Here is a 16,591-nt window from a genome sequence, read left to right as displayed (position 1 = left end):
TGCCCGGCCGGGGATTCTCGGCGCATGGCCTGACCAATCCGCCCTACTGGACGGGCGGCACCGCCTCGCCCGATCCGCGCCGGGCGGCGGCGATGCACGAGGCGGAGCCGGTGCCGCTGCCTCTCTTGGCGAAGGTCCTGGCCCGGGGCATCCGCCCGGGCGGGTCCGCGACGCTGATCCTGCCCGCGCATCGGCATGGCGAGGGCTGGGCGGCCTTGCGCGGGGCCGGCTTCGGGGCCGTCTCGCTCTTCCCGCTCTGGCCGAGGGCCGGGCGGGAGGCGAAGCGGGTCATGTTGCAGGGCTGGCTGGCGCGGCGGGGGCCGGACCGGGTTCTGCCCGGGCTGGTGCTGCATGAGGGCCCGGGCTGGTCCGCCGGGGCGGAGGCCGTGCTGCGGCAGGGGGCCGCCCTGCCCGGCTGAGCGGCGCGGCCGCCCCTCGCTTCAGCCCTGCGCTTCCGGATGGCGCAGCAGCCAGAGCCGCTCATGCGCCGCCACGAGGCTTTCCATGTTCTTGCGCCGGTTGACGTCCGGATGCACCGGCTTGCGGGTCAGCATGACCTCGAGAAGCCGCAGGAGATCCTCCGCGACCTCGAAATCCTCCTGGTCGCAGGCATGGTGGAAAGCAATCAGGATCTTGTCCGAGAGGCGCCGCGTCTGCCGCGGGGCCGAGCCTGGACGCGTGCCCGGCTTTGTCGTCTCGCTGCTATCGTTATCAGCCATGTCGAGGCCGGCACCCCACGCTATGATCGGATGGATTGACGTCATTTCGTCAAATACACGCAGTCCAATTTATCCGGTGCCAGCGTGCCACGAAACCCCGTCACTGTACCGTCATTTTCGACCGAAGAAACACAAATTTGAGACACCGCCCGTCATCCTGGGCAGTGCCTCCCCTGCTTTCTCCGATTTCACTCAGTGCCGGGAGCGTTCCGAGACAGAAACATCCTTGGATTCCGCGGCGGAGGCGTTGAACACGCTGTCCTCGAAAGCCTCTTCCCAACTTCCGGTTGTGGAAGCCTTGGAATACTCCGTGGCACGGTTCTCGAAGAAATTCGTGTGCTCGATGGCATTCAGCATCTCGTCGAGCCAGGGCAGCGGGTTGCGCTCGATCCGGTAGACCGGTTCCAGGCCGAGCTGCTGCAGCCGGCGGTCGGCGATGAAGCGGATGTACTGCTTCACCTCCGGCGCGGTCAGTCCCTGCACGTCGCCCAACTCGAAGGCGAGGTCGATGAAGGCGTCCTCGTGTTCCACGATCGTCTCGCAGATCTGCGTGATCTCGCGGCGCAGGGCCTCCGTCCAGATCTCCGGATTCTCCTGCACGAAGGTGTGGAAGAGCTTGATCACGGACAGGCAGTGCAGCGTCTCGTCGCGCACCGACCAGGTGACGATCTGTCCCATCCCCTTCATCTTGTTGAAGCGAGGGAAGTTCAGCAGGATCGCGAAGGAGGCGAAGAGCTGGAGCCCCTCGGTGAAGGCGCCGAAGGCGGCCAGCGTCTTGGCGATCTCGGTCTTCGAATCGACCGAGAAGCCCTGCATGTAGTCGTACTTGTCCTTCATCTCCTTGTACTTGAGGAAGGCCTGGTACTCGGTTTCGGGCATCCCGATGGTGTCGAGGAGATGGCTGTAGGCCGCGATATGCACCGTCTCGATGTTCGAGAAGGCCGACAGCATCATGAGCACCTCCGTCGGCTTGAACACCTGGGAGTAGTGCTTCATGTAGCAGTTGTTCACCTCCACGTCCGACTGCGTGAAGAAGCGGAAGATCTGCGTCACGAGGTTGCGCTCCACCTCGGACAGGTTCTTCTGCCAGTCCTTCACGTCATCGGCCATCGGCACCTCTTCCGGCAGCCAGTGGACGCGCTGCTGCGTCAGCCAGGCGTCATAGGCCCAGGGATAGCGGAAGGGCTTGTAGACCGGATTGGCGGTCAGCAGGTCGAAATGCGGCGGCATCTCGTCGGAGGGGTTGTGGCCATCGGGCATGGGGCGTCTCGCTGCGTTTTCAGTCTGTCTCGTTGGCGGCGCGAGGAAGGGGGCCGGTGGGGCGGCCTCCATGCCGGGGCGCTGGCCCCCGCCACCTTCCGCCGGGGGAGCCCCCGCCGCGCCGGACCCGGCTCCGCCTACTGGCAGGCCAAGCATTCCTCGTAGTTGGTGGTCCCGCCAGCCGCCTGCTGCGCCACCAGCGGCAGCGGGATCTGCGCCCCCTCCGCCACGGCGGCCAGGCCCAGCGAGGGCTGCACCGCCACCTTCTCGCTGATCGTGTCGGCGCGCTGGATGGAGAGCGAGCGGCAGTAGTAGAGCGACTTCATCCCCTTCTTCCAGGCCTGGAAGTGGATCTGGTGCAGGTCGCGCTTGTGCACGTTCGCCGGCAGGAAGATGTTCACCGACTGCGCCTGGCAGATATAGGGCGTACGATCGGCGGCGTGCTCGATCACCCAGCGCTGGTCCAGCTCGAAGGCGGTCTTGAACACGGCCTTCTCCTGATCGTCCAGGAAGTCCAGGTGCTGCACCGAGCCCTTGCTGACGGTGATGCTGGTCCAGGTGTCGTCGTCGTCGCGGCCGTGCTTCGCCAGCACCTTCTTCAGATGCGGGTTGCGCACGATGAAGGAGCCGGAAAGCGTCTTGTGGTTGTACACATTGGCCGCGATGGGCTCGATGCCGGCCGAGGCGCCGCCGCAGATGACGCTGATCGAGGCCGTGGGCGCGATCGCCATCTTGTTCGAGAAACGCTCGTTGAAGCCGTACTCCGCCGCATCCGGGCAGGGGCCGCGCTCATTGGCGAGCCTGATGCTGGCGGCATCGGCCTGGGCGCGGATATGCTTGAACATCCGCTTGTTCCAGACCTTGGCCACCACGCTCTCGAAGGGAACGTTCTGCGCCTGCAGGAAGGAGTGGAATCCCATCACGCCGAGACCCACCGAGCGCTCGCGCATGGCGCTGTAGCGCGCGCGGGCCATGCTGTCGGGCGCCGTGTCGATGAAGCTCTGCAGCACGTTGTCGAGGAAGCGCATCACGTCCTCGATGAAGGTCGGATGGTCCTTCCACTCGAACCAGGTCTCGAAGTTCAGCGAGGAAAGGCAGCACACGGCGGTGCGCTGCTGCCCGTGCTGGTCGCGGCCCGTGGGCAGCGTGATCTCGGAGCAGAGGTTGGAGGTCTTCACCTCCAGCCCGGCCAGCTTGTGGTATTCGGGGCGCGCGTTGTTCACCGCGTCGCTGTAGATGATGTAGGGCTCGCCCTGCTCGATGCGCGCCAGCAGGATGCGGATCCAGAGGCCGCGCGCGGAGATCTTGCGGATGACCGCGCCGTCCTTGGGGCTGGTCAGCGCCCATTCCTCGTCGGCCTCCACCGCGCGCATGAAGGCGTCGGGGATCAGGACGCCGTGGTGGAGGTTCAGCGCCTTGCGGTTCGGGTCGCCGCCGGTGGGGCGGCGGATGTCGATGAACTCCTCGATCTCGGGATGCGAGACCGGCAGGTAGACGGCGGCCGAGCCGCGCCGCAGCGATCCCTGGGAGATCGCGAGCGTCAGGCTGTCCATCACGCGGATGAAGGGCACGATGCCGGAGGTCTTGCCATTCTGGCCGACCTTCTCGCCGATCGAGCGCAGGTTGCCCCAGTAGGAGCCGATGCCGCCGCCCTTGGAGGCGAGCCAGACATTCTCGTTCCACAGGCCCAGGATGCCGTCCAGGCTGTCATCCGCCTCGTTCAGGAAGCAGGAGATCGGCAGGCCGCGCGTGGTGCCGCCATTGGACAGCACCGGCGTCGCCGGCATGAACCAGAGTCTGGAGATGTAGTCGTAGATCCGCTGCGCATGCGCGGCGTCGTCGCCATAGGCCGATGCGACGCGGGCGAAGAGGTCCTGGTAGGATTCGCCGGGAAGCAGGTAGCGGTCGTCGAGCGTGGCCTTGCCGAAGTCGGTCAGCAGCGCGTCGCGGCTCCGGTCGATGGTGACCTGGCCATGCCCCTCAAGCTGAACGGCGTCGAACATGGCGGTCCTCTCCTTAGGCGGGTCCGGGGGCGGTGAAACACGGAAACGGAATCCGACGCGGGAGTCGGGGCGGGATTCTTAACACCACATCTGGTGGGGTTCCAGGGAAAGGCCGCTAGACGTTGTGGCTGGAGACCGGCAGGGCGGATTGCGCGAAACACCGCGGCAATCCTTGCTTTTCCCCCTCGCAAGGTGCCGCGGGGCGGATGATGGCGCCGTCCTTATCCCCCTTTTCCCCGTTTTCCACAGGCGATACGGAGACCACGGGAGGCACCGACCTCAAAGCTTCACTGGCTACCTCACCTTCCGGTGACTAGCGGAACGCTCCCCGTAGCCCGTGGAATCCAAGCCGTCACCATGCCCAGCAAGCCTGTCGAGAACCTGTCGCCCGTGCCGGCGGAACGGCGCGCAGAATTCGCCGCCCTGCCGCCCCTGCGGGAGGCGCATGGCGGGGCCATGGCCTCGGTGGCCGCCTTCGGCGAGATCGAATCCGCCGCCGCGCCGGCCGGGGTGGAGAAGAGCCTGCTGCGCGTGGCGGCCTGGAACCTGGAGCGCTGCCTCTATCCCGATGCGGCCGCGCGCCTGCTGCGGCAGCAGGGGGTGGACCTGGTCCTGCTCTCCGAGATGGATTCCGGCATGCTGCGCACGGGGCAGCGCCACACCACACGCGACCTCGCCGGCTTCCTCGGCCATGGCCATGCCTATGCGCTGGAGTTCCTGGAGTTGGCACCCATGCCGGCACCGGTCGCCTACGACGACCCCGCGACCGATAACAGGCTGGGCTTCCACGGCAACGGCTTCACCAGCGCCCTGCCCTTCCGCGACCCGGTGGTGATCCGGCTGGACGAGGTCGCGGACTGGTTCATCGACCCGCCCGGCGGGCAGAAGCGCATCGGCACGCGCATGGCAGTGGCGGCCACCTTCCGCTGCGGCGACCGGGAATTCGTCGGCTGCTCGGTGCATCTGGAAAGCCGCGCCGACTTCGCCGGCCGCGCCCGGCAGATGCGCGGGCTGCTGGATGCGCTGGATGCCTATGCCGACTCATTGCCGGTGCTGATCGGCGGCGACCTCAACACGAAAGTGGCGCCGGGCGGCCATGACAATCCGGAGGAGATGCTTTTCGGCGAAGCGGCGGCGCGGGGCTATGACTGGTCCGGCTGCAACCTCGCCGGCGTCACCACCCGCCGCAGCACCTGGAGCAGCGGCCTGAACCCGCGTCAGCTCGACTGGTTCTGCACGCGCGGCCTGGTGGCCGAGGTACCCGCGGTGATGCCCTCGGTGGACGAGGTCGGAAAGGTCCTTTCCGACCATGATGCGATCCTGCTGACGCTGCGCCTCTGACGACGCGCGGCCGGGAGGGACGCGGCCTCCCTCCCGGCCGTCATGTTCAGCGCATCGGCGGCGGGTATTGCAGCCCGCCCTTGTTCCACAGGTTGTTCAGCCCACGCTGCACGCCCATCGGGGTGATGTTGCGGTCCCAGACCTCGGCGTAGTTGCCGACCTGCTTGACCACCTGCACGGCCCAGTCCGCCGGCACGCCGAGCATCTTGCCCAGGTCGCCGCTCTTGCCCATGAAGCGCTGGACCTCGGGGTTGTTGTTGTCCACGAAGCTCTCGACGTTCTTCGAGTTCATGCCCAGCTCCTCGGCGGTAAGCTGGGCGTAGTGCGTCCATTTCACGATGTCGAAGAACTTCCAGTCGCCCTTGCGGACCATGGAGCCGAGCGGCTCCTTCGAGATGATCTCCGGCAGGATGGTGTACTCGCCGGCATTGGCACCCTGGCTGAAGCGGAAGGAGGCGAGCGAGGAGGCATCGGTGGTGAAGGCATCGCAACGGCCGCTGATGAAGGCGCTGCGGATCTCCTCGATGCTCTCGATCACCACCGGGGTGAACTTCATGTTGTTCGAGCGGAAGTAGTCGGTGAGGTTCAGCTCGGTGGTCGATCCCGGCTGCACGCAGACGGAGGCCCCGTCGAGCTCCTTCACCGACTTCACGCCGGAGGCCGTCTTCACCGCGAAGCCGGTGCCGTCATAGAAGTTCACCGCGGCGAATTCGAGGCCCAGCGCCGCCTCGCGCCCCAGCGTCCAGGTGGTGGAGCGCACCAGCATGTCCACCTCGCCCGATTGCAGGGCGGTGAAGCGGTTGGTGGCGGTGGTGTTGACGAAGCGGACCTTGTTCGCATCGCCCAGGATGGCCGTGGCGACGGCGCGGCAGGTATCGGAATCGATGCCCTTCATCACGCCCTGGCTGTCGGGCAGGCTGAAGCCGACATTGTTGCCGGCGACGCCGCAGAGCAGGTAGCCGCGCTCCTTGATCGCCCCCATCGTGTCGGCGGCGGGCTGGGCCGAAGCCTGGTGCGCGGCTGGAAACGCGGAGATGGCGACGGCCAGGGCGGCCGCCGCGACGCTCGTCATGCGCATCGTGTCTTACCCTTCCCAGGGGCCTCCGTTCCGTTGGAGGCCGATGGGTCGAGCGTCGCCGTGCTACCGCCCGCCAAACAAGCGGTGGTTTACTCCCATTCAATTGTATTTGGCCCAGGTAGATCATTGATCTAGCTTGGTTTTTTCTTGTTTGGTACGCCAAAAGCCGACCTGCGGGTCGTCAAAAACTTATGGTGTTGATTTTAAAGGGAGATTTCCGCAAAAAATATTTTGCGTGGCTCCAGCATCTATCGGGATCAATCGCTCTTTAGAGCCGAATTTTTCGGCCAGCACGGGCCTTGCCGCCAACCCCGAAAAGTACCGTCATCGATTAGCAGATTGGAAAGCGAAAATCCAGGCCGCGCCCGAGAATGGGTTGTACCTCCAGAGCCCACCCCTTGCATGTCAGAAAAAGAGACCTTATTTTCTGACGCATGAAGATGATCGCCACCTCCGTTCCCGACCGGGTGATGAAACGTGTCCGAGCCAGCGGACGCGGCAGCGTCTTCACGCCCAGCGACTTTCTCATCGTTGCCGCCCGCTCATCCGTCGATCAGGCCCTCTCACGATTGGTGAAGGGCGGACAACTCCGCCGGCTTGCGCGTGGGCTCTACGACTTCCCGAAGCTGCATCCGAAGCTCGGGCCGCTGTCGCCCGCTCCGGACGATGTCGCCCACGCTCTTGCCCGGGAGACCGGCTCGCAGGTGCAGATTGCTGGCGCTCGGGCAGCGAACGCGCTTGGCCTCTCGACGCAGGTTCCCGCCCAGAGCACCTATCTCACCAACGGTCCGTCACGACGCGTCGTGCTGGGAAAGCGTGTCGTCGATCTTCGCCACGCCTCGCCCAAACATCTTATCGCGCCGGGCAGTCCTGCCGGTACGGTGGTTCAGGCGCTTCGCCATGTCGGCCCCGTGCGGGCGGCTGACGTCGTACAGGTCGCGGCGCGCCGGCTTTCGGCCAACGACAAGAAGACACTGGCCTCAACCGCCGTTCAAGCGCCTGCATGGATGCGGCCGACGCTCGTTTCGATCGCCAACGCAGCGGTGGCCGATATCGATGGATAAGGTCGCCCGTCTTCCCGTCGACGATCGAGCAGCTCTCTTCGGAGAGACCGGCGCCGGCCGGGGCGTCGCCGACACGATCATCGAAAAGGACTTCTGGGTTTGTTGGAGCTTGAGGCGCCTGTTCGGTTTGCCGAAGGGCACTACGGCAACCCTTGTCTTCAAGGGCGGCACCTCGCTTTCCAAAGCGTTCGGCGCCATCCGCCGGTTCTCCGAGGACATCGACCCATCATTCGATCGGGCAGAACTAGGATACACCGGCGATCGAGATCCCGAGAAGGAGGGGATCAGCAGGAAGCAAGCAGCCCGGCTTATCGAGGATCTGGTCGGCGACGTTGAGCGGCACATTGCCGAGAAACTCCTCCCGGCGCTTCGCGCCGCGATCGTTGAACAGCTCGGCGAGCCGGCCAACGGCGAGTGGTCGCTGGAGATCGACGCCGGCGACGCCCAGACCGTCAATTTCCATTACCCGACAGCCCTGCCAGCCGCTGAATATGAGGGCATGGCCTACATCACTCCACGCGTGAAACTCGAACTCCGTGCGCGCGGCGATCCCTGGCCGACTGAAGAGAAAGTCATCCGCCCCTATGCGGCCGACGACTATCCCGACTTTTTCGCCGAACCCGACACCAGCGTGACCGTGCTGTCAGCTCGGCGCACCTTCTGGGAGAAGGCGACCGCGCTCCACGCGGAGGCGCATCGCTCTGCAGAATCCCCGACGCCGCAATATTTCTCGCGGCACTATTACGACCTCTCCATGCTCCTCGACACGGACAAGGGGCGAGCAGCTGTTGCCGATCTCGATCTGCTGGCGCAGGTCGCACAGCACAAAACCACCTTCTTCCGCTCGGGCTGGGCAAGCTATGAAACGGCTCGACCAGGCACGCTCCGGCTGATGCCGGACGAGGCGCGGGTTAAAGACTTACGGGCCGATTATCGGGCGATGGCGCCGATGATGTTTGACCAGACACCGCCGTCATTCGACGACATACTTGCAAAAATTGCCGCGCTTCAAGAAACGATCAACAGCTAACTCAAGGCTGTTCGCTCAGGGGAAAGGTTATCAGTTCGATTCGATCCATAGATCTGCGCCTTATTGACGACCTCGTCGACTTCGTCCGAGGCTCTGGCTTCGTGCTGGATTTTTCCGATCCCAGCTTCGCGGACTTCTTTGCATCCGAGCTCAAGATCAACATCGACGATCCGAAATACGCGGTAAACGGCAAATCAAAGGGCAAGCGCCTGCGCTATTTCTTGCAGAGTTGCGACGATTCGACCGCCGTTCGCGCCCTGACGGCGCTCTGGGAACATCGCAGCGAATATCTCGCCCGCTCCGGTGCCACCGACCCCGTCGCCAATGCCGAGACGCGCTATCAGGGACTGATCAACCGCCTCTCTGGCGGCGTCTCGCCCCAACGCGCCGCAACGAACCCGCAGCCAGCCGCTGTCGATCGACAGGCGATCAACAAGATCAAGGCGGATCTGCTTCAGGTCACCGCGCTCGCGCCACATGCGCGTGGCTACGCATTCGAGGCATTTCTCAAAGGCCTGTTCGACGCCTTCGGCCTTGCCGCCCAGGAGCCCTTTCGCCTGCGCGGCGAGCAGATCGACGGCAGCTTCCAGCTCGGAAGCGAGATCTATCTCCTTGAGGCCAAATGGCACGGCCAGCCGATCGGCGTGGCCGAGCTGCACACCTTCCACGGCAAGATCGAACAGAAGGCCGCATGGACCCGCGGTCTGTTCGTGAGCAATAGCGGTTTCACCAATGATGGCCTTGCCGCCTTCGGACGCGGCAAGCGCGTCATCTGTATGGACGGGCTCGACCTCTACGAGATGCTCGATCGCGAGATACCCCTCAACCATGTTCTGGAACGCAAGGTGCGCAGAGCAGCCGAAACCGGCATGCCCTTCCTTCGTGTTCGCGACCTCTTCCCGGCCTGAGGAGGAGGCGCATGGTACAATTCAACGATTGGTGCGACGCCGCGGACACGCCGCTCGGCAATCATCATGTCCGGGTCATGACCGGCCGTCCGGCGGATGCTCCGACCGGCATCCAGGTGACGGCTACCGCCGTGCCCACTCACTACGCCGCTGAAGAACGGATCGCGAGAGCGCTGGCACGATTGGGCAAAGCCGGGGCGGCAAAGATGATCACCGACCTCCTGCCGCAGACTCCTCAGATACGGTCTGGTGACCTCGGCGAGATTTACGCCACCGAATGGATCAACGCGCACAGCGGCTATCGCGCGCCCATCAAACGGCTACGTTGGGGAGATCACCGCGACATGGCGATGCGCGGCGATGACGTCATCGGGATGATCCTCGACCCGGCGACACAACGCCTTCGCTTCCTCAAAACGGAAGCGAAGAGCCGCGCCGCGCTTCGCACCAAGACACTTGAAGAGGCGCGTACAGGCCTCGACAAGGATGGCGGCCTGCCATCGTCGCATTCTCTATCCTACATCTCGGCCAGACTGATGGAACTGGGCACGGATATGCCGCTCGTCGACGCGATCGACGATGCCCTTTATCGGCACGGCATTCCACCCGAGAGCGTCAAGCATCTCCTCTTCACCTTCTCAGGAAACTCCCCGCAGGCACTGCTGACACAGGCTCTGCAGGCCTATCCCGGTCCGATCGGACAATGGGGCATCGGCCTACACGTAGACGGCCATGCCGCCTTCGTCGGGGCCGTCTACGCTCAGGTCATCGCCAATGCCAACCAACCCTGAAGCGATCATCGCCGCCATCACGGACGCGGCGACGGCTGGCTTTCGCGGCAGACTTATCGCGCGGGGCCAAGCGCGCGCCATGATCTGGCGTGACGGTGTTTTACCTCCTGACGCCCCCGCCTTCTCGCCCCAGCTCAGCTTCGATCTCCATAGTTACGCCTATGGCTTGCTTGGGCTGGGGCTACGCCTCCTCGAACTTGGCGGCGATCCAAACCAGGCACGTATCGCATTCGAGCAGGCGGCAACCGCGCTCGAAGCAGTTATCGCCAAAGGCAATCGGGCCGAGGCGGATCGCGACTTCCATTTCGCCATGGCGGCCGCAAGCTATCACCTCGCGCATCTATCAGCTCGAGCCTATTCACTCCTCGCGGTCGTCGCGGCCGAGGAGAATTTTTCCCCGACCGAGCAGGTACTCGCGCTGTTGATGCGCCGAGACATCACCGAGCTAAGGGCACGAGTGTACGCCTTCCGTCTGGACGGCCGAGGCTCTGACGCAACCATTGCCGCGCTCTTTCAGCAGCGCCTCGCCGAGCCGGCCGCCGATGCGGAGGACCGTGATGGTCAGGACTTTCTCTTCGAAGGCCTGGATCTGGCGCTGACGGACACCTTTTACGGCGCCTTCGCGATGTTCCTTCTGGCGCTGGATCGCGGCGAGCGTGCGCTTCTTGACAGGGCGATCGCCCAGCTTCGCGAAAGTCTCGACATCTGCGCGGAATTGAACCTTCTGCCACAATGGTGGGCGCATCGGGTCGCCATTCATCTGCTTTCCGATCTCTGGTCGAACACCTTCCACGAAAAGGTTCCGCTGCTCCCCGCCGGCGGAGCTGCAGCTTCATGGCCGAGCCTTCGCGAGCTCTTCATCGCCTTGCTCGCTCGCCGCCCGAGGGCCGAGATCGACCTCTGGCCTTCGCAGACCGAGGCGGCGTCGCGTGCTGTCGATCAGACCGACAATCTCGTCGTCTCGCTGCCGACCAGCGCCGGCAAGACCCGCATCGCCGAATTGTCCATTCTAAGATGTTTGGCCGGCGGACGGCGGGTCATGTTCGTGACCCCGCTTCGCGCCCTGTCTGCGCAGACGGAAACCACGCTCCAGCGCACGTTCGGGCCGCTCGGCAAGACCATCTCCGCCCTCTATGGCAGCATTGGGGTGTCTGGTTTCGACGAGGATGCCATCCGCGAGCGTGACATCGTCGTCGCGACCCCTGAAAAGCTCGACTTTGCCTTGAGGAACGACCCGTCGCTGCTCGACGATGTCGGCCTGCTCGTGTTCGACGAGGGCCATATGATCGGGCCCGGCGAGCGCGAAGTTCGATACGAAGTTCAGATTCAGCGCCTCCTGCGTCGCCCGGACGCCGATCAGCGCCGCATCGTCTGCCTATCGGCGATTCTTCCCGACGGCGATCAAATGGAGGACTTCTCGGCGTGGCTGCTCCGCGATCAGCCCGGCGGCCCTATCAAGCACGACTGGCGTCCGACGCGCCTGCGCTTCGGTGAAGTGACCTGGAACTCGCCGACGGCGCGCCTTAGTCTTCGCGTCGGCGAGGAAAGGCCCTTTGTGCCCCGGTTCCTCACCGGCGCGGCGCCACCGCTGTTCGTGCCGCCGAAGAGACTTCGCACCAAGCTCTTCCCGGATAACCAGCAGGAATTGACCCTTGCCACCGCCTGGCGCCTCGTAGGCGACGGCCAGACCGTTCTGATCTACTGCCCAGAACGGCGCAGTGTCGAACCATTTGCCAAGGTCATCGTCGACTTGCACTCGCGCGGCGCGCTCGCGTCCCTGCTCACGGTCGACCCGGCCACGCTGCAGACCGCCATCGCGCTCGGTGAAGAATGGCTCGGCCCGCACAGCGACATCCTGAAATGCCTGCGACTTGGCGTGGCGCTTCATCATGGAGCTTTGCCGACCGCCTATCGCAAGGAGGTCGAGCGTCTCCTGCGTGACGGCGTGCTCAAGGTCACGATCTCGTCGCCGACCCTGGCGCAGGGCCTCAATCTGTCGGCGACCGCCGTCGTCATGCACTCGCTCTACCGGCACGGCGAGAAGATCAAGGTCTCCGAATTCAAGAACGTCATCGGCCGCGCCGGCCGGGCCTACGTCGATGTCGAAGGCCTTGTCCTCTATCCCATCTTTGAGGACGCCAAGAACAAGAAGCACGGCGAATGGGTCGAGCTGATCAAAGATCTCGGCGCCCGCGAGATGGAAAGCGGGCTCATCCAACTCATCTGGTCTTTGCTCAACCGCATGCACGCGCGTCTTGGCGGCAACCTCGACCAGTTGATCGACTATGTCGTCAACAATGCCACGGCGTGGACCTTCCCTGAGGTCGCCGGCGAGAAGGTCGAAAAGCGCGAGCGGGCGCTGAAAGAGTGGGAGCGTCATATGGCGACGCTCGACACCGCCATTCTCAGTCTCATCGGCGAGGCCGACGTGTCCGATGACCAGATCGAGGCCGCGCTCGACAATATCCTGCAATCTTCGCTCTGGCAGCGTCGCCTGCTCCGCATGAACGATGCAGTGCGGGCGGCATATCGCACCACGCTGCTCACCCGGACCCGCTTCATATGGGCGAACTCGACCGCCGCTAGACGACGCGGCTACTTTTTGGCCGGTCTCGGCCTCGAAGCCGGGCACGCGCTGGACGCAATTGCACCCGAGGCAAACGATCTTCTCATACAGGCCAACGCGGCCCTCGCGGCGGCGGACCATGAGGCGGCAATCGCTGCGATCACCGGCATCGCCGAGCGCGTGTTCGCCTTCTACCCATTTGAGCCGGATCCATTCCCGGCAAATTGGCGCGATATCCTCAGATGCTGGCTGCTCGGACAGCCGCTGGCCGCGATCGTCGCTGGACAGGAAGCCGAGACGTTGCAGTTTATCGAAGGCGGCCTGGTTTATCGCCTTCCTTGGGCCATGGAGGCCTTGCGCGTCCGTGCCGCCGCCAATGGCGATGTCGCCGGTGTGTTCGAATTGGCGTTGGAAGATCACGAGTTGGGCTTGGCAGTGCCGGCCGTCGAAACGGGTACTATGAACCGCTCCGCCTCAATCCTGATCCAGGCGGGATTCAATTCACGGCTGGCGGCCATCAAAGCCGTTACCGACACCGCCGCCACCTTCACGACCGGCGCGGAATTACGCGCCTGGCTGCGCTCGCCCGGCCTCGCGGTCTGGTCGGCGCAACCCAATTGGCCAACGGCCGAGACACGGGCGATATGGCTCGAATTCATTCAGGAGTTTGCCCCCTCGGATAACCGGACCTGGGCGCGGCGGGATTACCTTGGAAACGTCCAGTGGTTCGCCGCACCGGTCCCTCCCGGGACGCCAGTCAGCCTCTTTCATAGGAACGGACAGCCGCTGGTGCTGGCGCCCGACGGGCGCGCGATCGGCCAGCTACAGCATCCGCTCAACCCGAATGCCCGCGGTCTCGTGCGGGCGAATGTGGCCCAGAATGTAGCTCAGCTCGACCTGAGCTATCTCGGCCCCGATGATTTGTGGACGGTCTAGAAGATGACGAAGGCGCCCACACATTTCGGCCTTTGGGGGGCCGTTCCCGTCGACGGCGACGTGCGGCCGTTCAGCCTCATCAATCCCTCGGGCGGGAATACCAACCGCAACAATCGCCGGCATCACTTCATCTCAGCTGTTTATATGGATGGCTTTGCTGCCGAAGACGACCGCATTCAGGTCTATCTTTGCGAAGCACCTGAAAATCCGCTTCTGATGAAACCGCGGTCGATCGGGTTCGAGCGAGACTATTATTCCCAGAAGCTCCCCGAGGGAGGGCAGGAAACCCACCGTTTCGAGGACTTCTGGAACACCATCGAAACCGTGTGGCCGGAGACGATCAGGGCGCTGGAGGCACGACGATTGTCGCCCGCCATTTCCTTCAATGTCCTCGGCATGCAAACGATCATGCGTGCCCGCGTCCCGGCCACGCGCGACCGACATGCCTTGATGATCGAAGCTAAGCTCCGCAGCCAACACAAGGTCGCCGAAGAGATCGGCGCGCTTCCACCGGAAATGGAGCGCTACGCCGGTCAGTTCGACACCGTGCCCGTCGGCATCAACCCTCACGAGACGCTGTTGGCGATGCAGGGTGAGTTCAAGGATTTCGGAGATCTCTGCTTCCGGCTCGGTTTTGAAGTGCTGCACAACAAGACGAGCACGCCTTTCATCACCTCGGACAATCCCGTCTGCAGCTACGATCCACGCCAAACGCTGCACGCGCGGACGCCTTACCAGCATTCAGGCGACGTCGAGCTGATCTTCCCGGTTTCCGCGCACATGCTCGTGCGCGGCTCCAGCAAGCGCGGACCGGTGAACGTGGTATCGCGTCATCGCGACATATCCGACAGCCGGAAGGTGCGGCAGCTCAATCGGACGATTGCGCAGTTTTCCTATCGCATGACGATCGCCCGTGATCGGTCGAGCGACGAGCTGATACGGGCCCATGCCGCGCTCGTGCCTACCATCACCACGGAAGTGCGCCGACAGGACAAGGAAATCCAAATCATCGTCCGGAATGTTTTCGGTCCGCGCCCGGTGCTGTCGCAGTTTATTGACACGCCTGAGAAGGCGGCACGCCTTGAGGCAAAAATGGCGGCCGCTTCTACCGAACAAACCGAACTCCCGATCGTGACCGAGACGCCCAGCCAGACTCAGCGGGAGGTTTGATTAGATGCCACCACCGCGAGCCCCTTTCTCCGCACTCCACGACATCAAGCTGCGCCGCACGCCGACGCTAGCTAGAAACGCCCGAAAGCCGCTGCTTATGAAGACGCCGATATCTGTCACCTTCGACACGAACACCTACAGCACCATCGCCAATCCGCAGATCGGCAAGCTCCTTGAAAAGTGGCGGCCGCTCAGCAGGGATCGGTTGCTGTCGAAGAAGCACCGTGTGGCATGGTGGTACATTCAACGCTGCATCCGGAAAGGCCGGATCCGCGCCGGCATTCCCGAAGCGACGTTCGCCGCGGAAAGCCTGCAGAACACCGATCGCGTGGATCTGTTGCTCGCCGTCGGCAAAAAGGCGCCGCGGCCCGACATCCCTCCAATCCGGCAGGACATTATCCGCCTTGCGCTCGCGACCGGCTTTCGCGTGATGCACGGGCCGCGCATCGGCTACGGCGCGCTTCCGGATTTCGATCAAGGCGACTGGGCCGTCGATGAGCTTTACGCGATCGGTGAGCGCCAAGACCGGATGAGCGCCTTCATCCGCCCCTTCAATGAATATCCGCTGCGTGCCTTGCAGGATTTCGGGACGCAGCTCTCGCAAGCGCACGGGCTTGCGGCCCTCAATCAGCGCTACGCCCAGGCTGCCGCGCTGAACAACATCACGCTCGATCGCTATCTCTGGCGCAACGGCATCGGAGCTGAAGCGGTCGTACCGCGTATTCACGCGACTCGCGACGCCTTCTTGAAGGCGTTGCGGAAGTTGATGGCCGATTGGGCAGATTTGGACATTGCCGCAACGCACTATGCCTACGGCTACGACCTTCTCTGCACGGAAGACCAGGGCAAGCTGGTCTCCAATTCGATCTTTGGGGGGCAGCACGCGACCGATGTCCAGGGCGTGTTCAATGTGCAACCGGTCACGGTCATGGACCTCGCTGCCATCTGCTGGAAACGGTTCGGCTTTCCCGTGCGGAGATGGCAATCGTGATGACGCCGGCCGAGCAGCTTCCACGGATTTTCCAAGTTAACCTGTCGCGCTTCTTCGACCGGGTGATCTGGCCCGGTATGGACGCGCTGACCGCTCATCCAACCCTTGCGACCGGCGAGGCGCAATCGCTAGAGCAGTTTCTCGACCGCGTCGCAGCGCAGGTCGACAACTACACGGCAAATGAGACCGCCAAGTCCTTCGTTCTCACAATGGCCGGCATTTTCGAACGCCAGCTCAGCATCTGGGCGCGTGCGAAGAGGCCTGATGATGCGCCGATGCTGCGCGGCTTCAAGGAGCAACTGCTGGCCTGCGCTGAGATTGCCGAGGTCGACCTCGGCAGCGACAACGTTGGGCCTGACCTTCTTGAGATGTTCATCGTCGCCAATGTCGTCCGCCATGGCGAGGGGCCTGCCTGCGAGAAACTTCGGGCGATCGCACCCGCTCTTTGGTCCAACGAGGCAGGCGACTATCTCGATTTGCTTCCCGGACCCACGCTGCCGAGCGAGCATCTGAGACTGAGACCTGCCGATCTCATCCGCTATATCCGGGCTGGCACGCGCTTCTGGGGCCGGTGCGATCCTCTTCCTGGGGCTGTCACCGAGCCACCCTGTCAATCGGCACTGAATTGGGACCCCAGATCGGCACGCAAAAGGGACCCTCTTGTGAGGTGTGTTGAGGGGGCGTTCAGGCGCGGTTCTTGAATCGCCAACTATCGTTGCCGGTCTCGACGATGT

13 protein-coding genes and 1 pseudogene are annotated in these 16,591 nt (G+C 63.8%); 10 read left to right on the top strand and 4 right to left on the bottom strand.

Features of this window, described 5'->3' with window-relative positions; all coding sequences use genetic code 11:
* Positions 1–419: pseudogene (locus ROTAS13_RS07970) on the top strand (N-6 DNA methylase); the annotation flags it as partial.
* Positions 420–440: 21 nt separating this feature from the next.
* Here ROTAS13_RS07970 and ROTAS13_RS07965 read toward each other — a convergent pair.
* From ROTAS13_RS07965 to ROTAS13_RS07955, 3 genes are all read right to left on the bottom strand, one after another.
* Positions 441–719, bottom strand: a complete 279-nt coding sequence (locus ROTAS13_RS07965; RefSeq protein ID WP_019460628.1) for a hypothetical protein — start codon at positions 717–719, stop codon at positions 441–443.
* Positions 720–911: 192 nt separating this feature from the next.
* Positions 912–1,979, bottom strand: coding sequence for a ribonucleotide-diphosphate reductase subunit beta (locus ROTAS13_RS07960; RefSeq protein ID WP_019460627.1), 1,068 nt, complete (start codon positions 1,977–1,979; stop codon positions 912–914).
* Between the two features lie 137 nt (positions 1,980–2,116).
* Entirely contained in the window at positions 2,117–3,982 is a 1,866-nt protein-coding gene (locus ROTAS13_RS07955) for a ribonucleoside-diphosphate reductase subunit alpha (protein ID WP_075822022.1), read from the bottom strand.
* Between the two features lie 357 nt (positions 3,983–4,339).
* Between ROTAS13_RS07955 and ROTAS13_RS07950 the strand changes: the two genes are divergently transcribed.
* Positions 4,340–5,323, top strand: coding sequence for an endonuclease/exonuclease/phosphatase family protein (locus ROTAS13_RS07950; RefSeq protein WP_075822021.1), 984 nt, complete (start codon positions 4,340–4,342; stop codon positions 5,321–5,323).
* A gap of 46 nt (positions 5,324–5,369) precedes the next feature.
* Here ROTAS13_RS07950 and ROTAS13_RS07945 read toward each other — a convergent pair whose 3' ends face one another.
* Positions 5,370–6,401, bottom strand: coding sequence for an amino acid ABC transporter substrate-binding protein (locus ROTAS13_RS07945; protein ID WP_019460624.1), 1,032 nt, complete (start codon positions 6,399–6,401; stop codon positions 5,370–5,372).
* A 440-nt stretch (positions 6,402–6,841) separates the two neighbouring features.
* Between ROTAS13_RS07945 and ROTAS13_RS07940 the strand changes: the two genes are divergently transcribed.
* The 8 genes from ROTAS13_RS07940 (at position 6,842) to ROTAS13_RS07905 (ending at position 16,558) form a co-directional block, all read left to right on the top strand.
* Positions 6,842–7,465: a DUF6088 family protein gene (locus tag ROTAS13_RS07940; RefSeq protein WP_216348609.1), complete on the top strand. Its 624-nt coding sequence runs from the start codon at positions 6,842–6,844 to the stop codon at positions 7,463–7,465.
* Complete coding sequence (locus tag ROTAS13_RS07935) at positions 7,458–8,495, top strand: nucleotidyl transferase AbiEii/AbiGii toxin family protein (protein WP_075822020.1); 1,038 nt, start codon at positions 7,458–7,460, stop codon at positions 8,493–8,495. The genes ROTAS13_RS07940 and ROTAS13_RS07935 overlap by 8 nt, the downstream gene beginning before the upstream one ends.
* Before the next feature lie 101 nt (positions 8,496–8,596).
* Entirely contained in the window at positions 8,597–9,403 is an 807-nt protein-coding gene (locus tag ROTAS13_RS07930; protein WP_075822019.1) for a restriction endonuclease, read from the top strand.
* Positions 9,404–9,414: 11 nt separating this feature from the next.
* A complete protein-coding gene (locus ROTAS13_RS07925; protein ID WP_075822018.1) occupies positions 9,415–10,194 on the top strand; it encodes a Hachiman antiphage defense system protein HamA in 780 nt (259 codons plus the stop codon).
* Complete coding sequence (locus ROTAS13_RS07920) at positions 10,178–13,696, top strand: DEAD/DEAH box helicase (RefSeq protein ID WP_075822017.1); 3,519 nt, start codon at positions 10,178–10,180, stop codon at positions 13,694–13,696. Before ROTAS13_RS07925 ends, ROTAS13_RS07920 begins: the two co-directional genes overlap by 17 nt.
* A 3-nt stretch (positions 13,697–13,699) precedes the next feature.
* Positions 13,700–14,866 carry a DUF4238 domain-containing protein gene (locus tag ROTAS13_RS07915; protein WP_058389669.1) on the top strand — a complete coding sequence of 389 codons (1,167 nt, stop codon included), beginning with the start codon at positions 13,700–13,702 and terminating at the stop codon, positions 14,864–14,866.
* A 4-nt stretch (positions 14,867–14,870) separates the two neighbouring features.
* Positions 14,871–15,857: a hypothetical protein gene (locus ROTAS13_RS07910; protein ID WP_139323285.1), complete on the top strand. Its 987-nt coding sequence runs from the start codon at positions 14,871–14,873 to the stop codon at positions 15,855–15,857.
* Entirely contained in the window at positions 15,857–16,558 is a 702-nt protein-coding gene (locus ROTAS13_RS07905; RefSeq protein ID WP_075822015.1) for a hypothetical protein, read from the top strand. The genes ROTAS13_RS07910 and ROTAS13_RS07905 overlap by 1 nt, the downstream gene beginning before the upstream one ends.
* Positions 16,559–16,591: the final 33 nt, after the last annotated feature.

It is taken from the genome of Roseomonas sp. TAS13 (assembly GCF_001950415.1).
Lineage (GTDB): Bacteria > Pseudomonadota > Alphaproteobacteria > Acetobacterales > Acetobacteraceae > Roseomonas > Roseomonas mucosa.
Note: the sequence above shows the minus strand (reverse complement) of the source record. Positions and strands in the feature narration are given on the sequence as shown.

What these genes read in the sequence shown, in the direction of transcription:
- ROTAS13_RS07905 (WP_075822015.1), top strand. Translation starts at nt 15,857, where the DNA reads ATGACGCCGGCCGAGCAGCTTCCACGGATTTTCCAAGTTAACCTGTCG.
- ROTAS13_RS07965 (WP_019460628.1), bottom strand. Translation starts at nt 719, where the DNA reads ATGGCTGATAACGATAGCAGCGAGACGACAAAGCCGGGCACGCGTCCA.
- ROTAS13_RS07915 (WP_058389669.1), top strand. Translation starts at nt 13,700, where the DNA reads ATGACGAAGGCGCCCACACATTTCGGCCTTTGGGGGGCCGTTCCCGTC.
- ROTAS13_RS07935 (WP_075822020.1), top strand. Translation starts at nt 7,458, where the DNA reads ATGGATAAGGTCGCCCGTCTTCCCGTCGACGATCGAGCAGCTCTCTTC.
- ROTAS13_RS07950 (WP_075822021.1), top strand. Translation starts at nt 4,340, where the DNA reads ATGCCCAGCAAGCCTGTCGAGAACCTGTCGCCCGTGCCGGCGGAACGG.
- ROTAS13_RS07925 (WP_075822018.1), top strand. Translation starts at nt 9,415, where the DNA reads ATGGTACAATTCAACGATTGGTGCGACGCCGCGGACACGCCGCTCGGC.
- ROTAS13_RS07960 (WP_019460627.1), bottom strand. Translation starts at nt 1,979, where the DNA reads ATGCCCGATGGCCACAACCCCTCCGACGAGATGCCGCCGCATTTCGAC.
- ROTAS13_RS07955 (WP_075822022.1), bottom strand. Translation starts at nt 3,982, where the DNA reads ATGTTCGACGCCGTTCAGCTTGAGGGGCATGGCCAGGTCACCATCGAC.
- ROTAS13_RS07920 (WP_075822017.1), top strand. Translation starts at nt 10,178, where the DNA reads ATGCCAACCAACCCTGAAGCGATCATCGCCGCCATCACGGACGCGGCG.
- ROTAS13_RS07940 (WP_216348609.1), top strand. Translation starts at nt 6,842, where the DNA reads ATGATCGCCACCTCCGTTCCCGACCGGGTGATGAAACGTGTCCGAGCC.
- ROTAS13_RS07945 (WP_019460624.1), bottom strand. Translation starts at nt 6,401, where the DNA reads ATGCGCATGACGAGCGTCGCGGCGGCCGCCCTGGCCGTCGCCATCTCC.
- ROTAS13_RS07910 (WP_139323285.1), top strand. Translation starts at nt 14,871, where the DNA reads ATGCCACCACCGCGAGCCCCTTTCTCCGCACTCCACGACATCAAGCTG.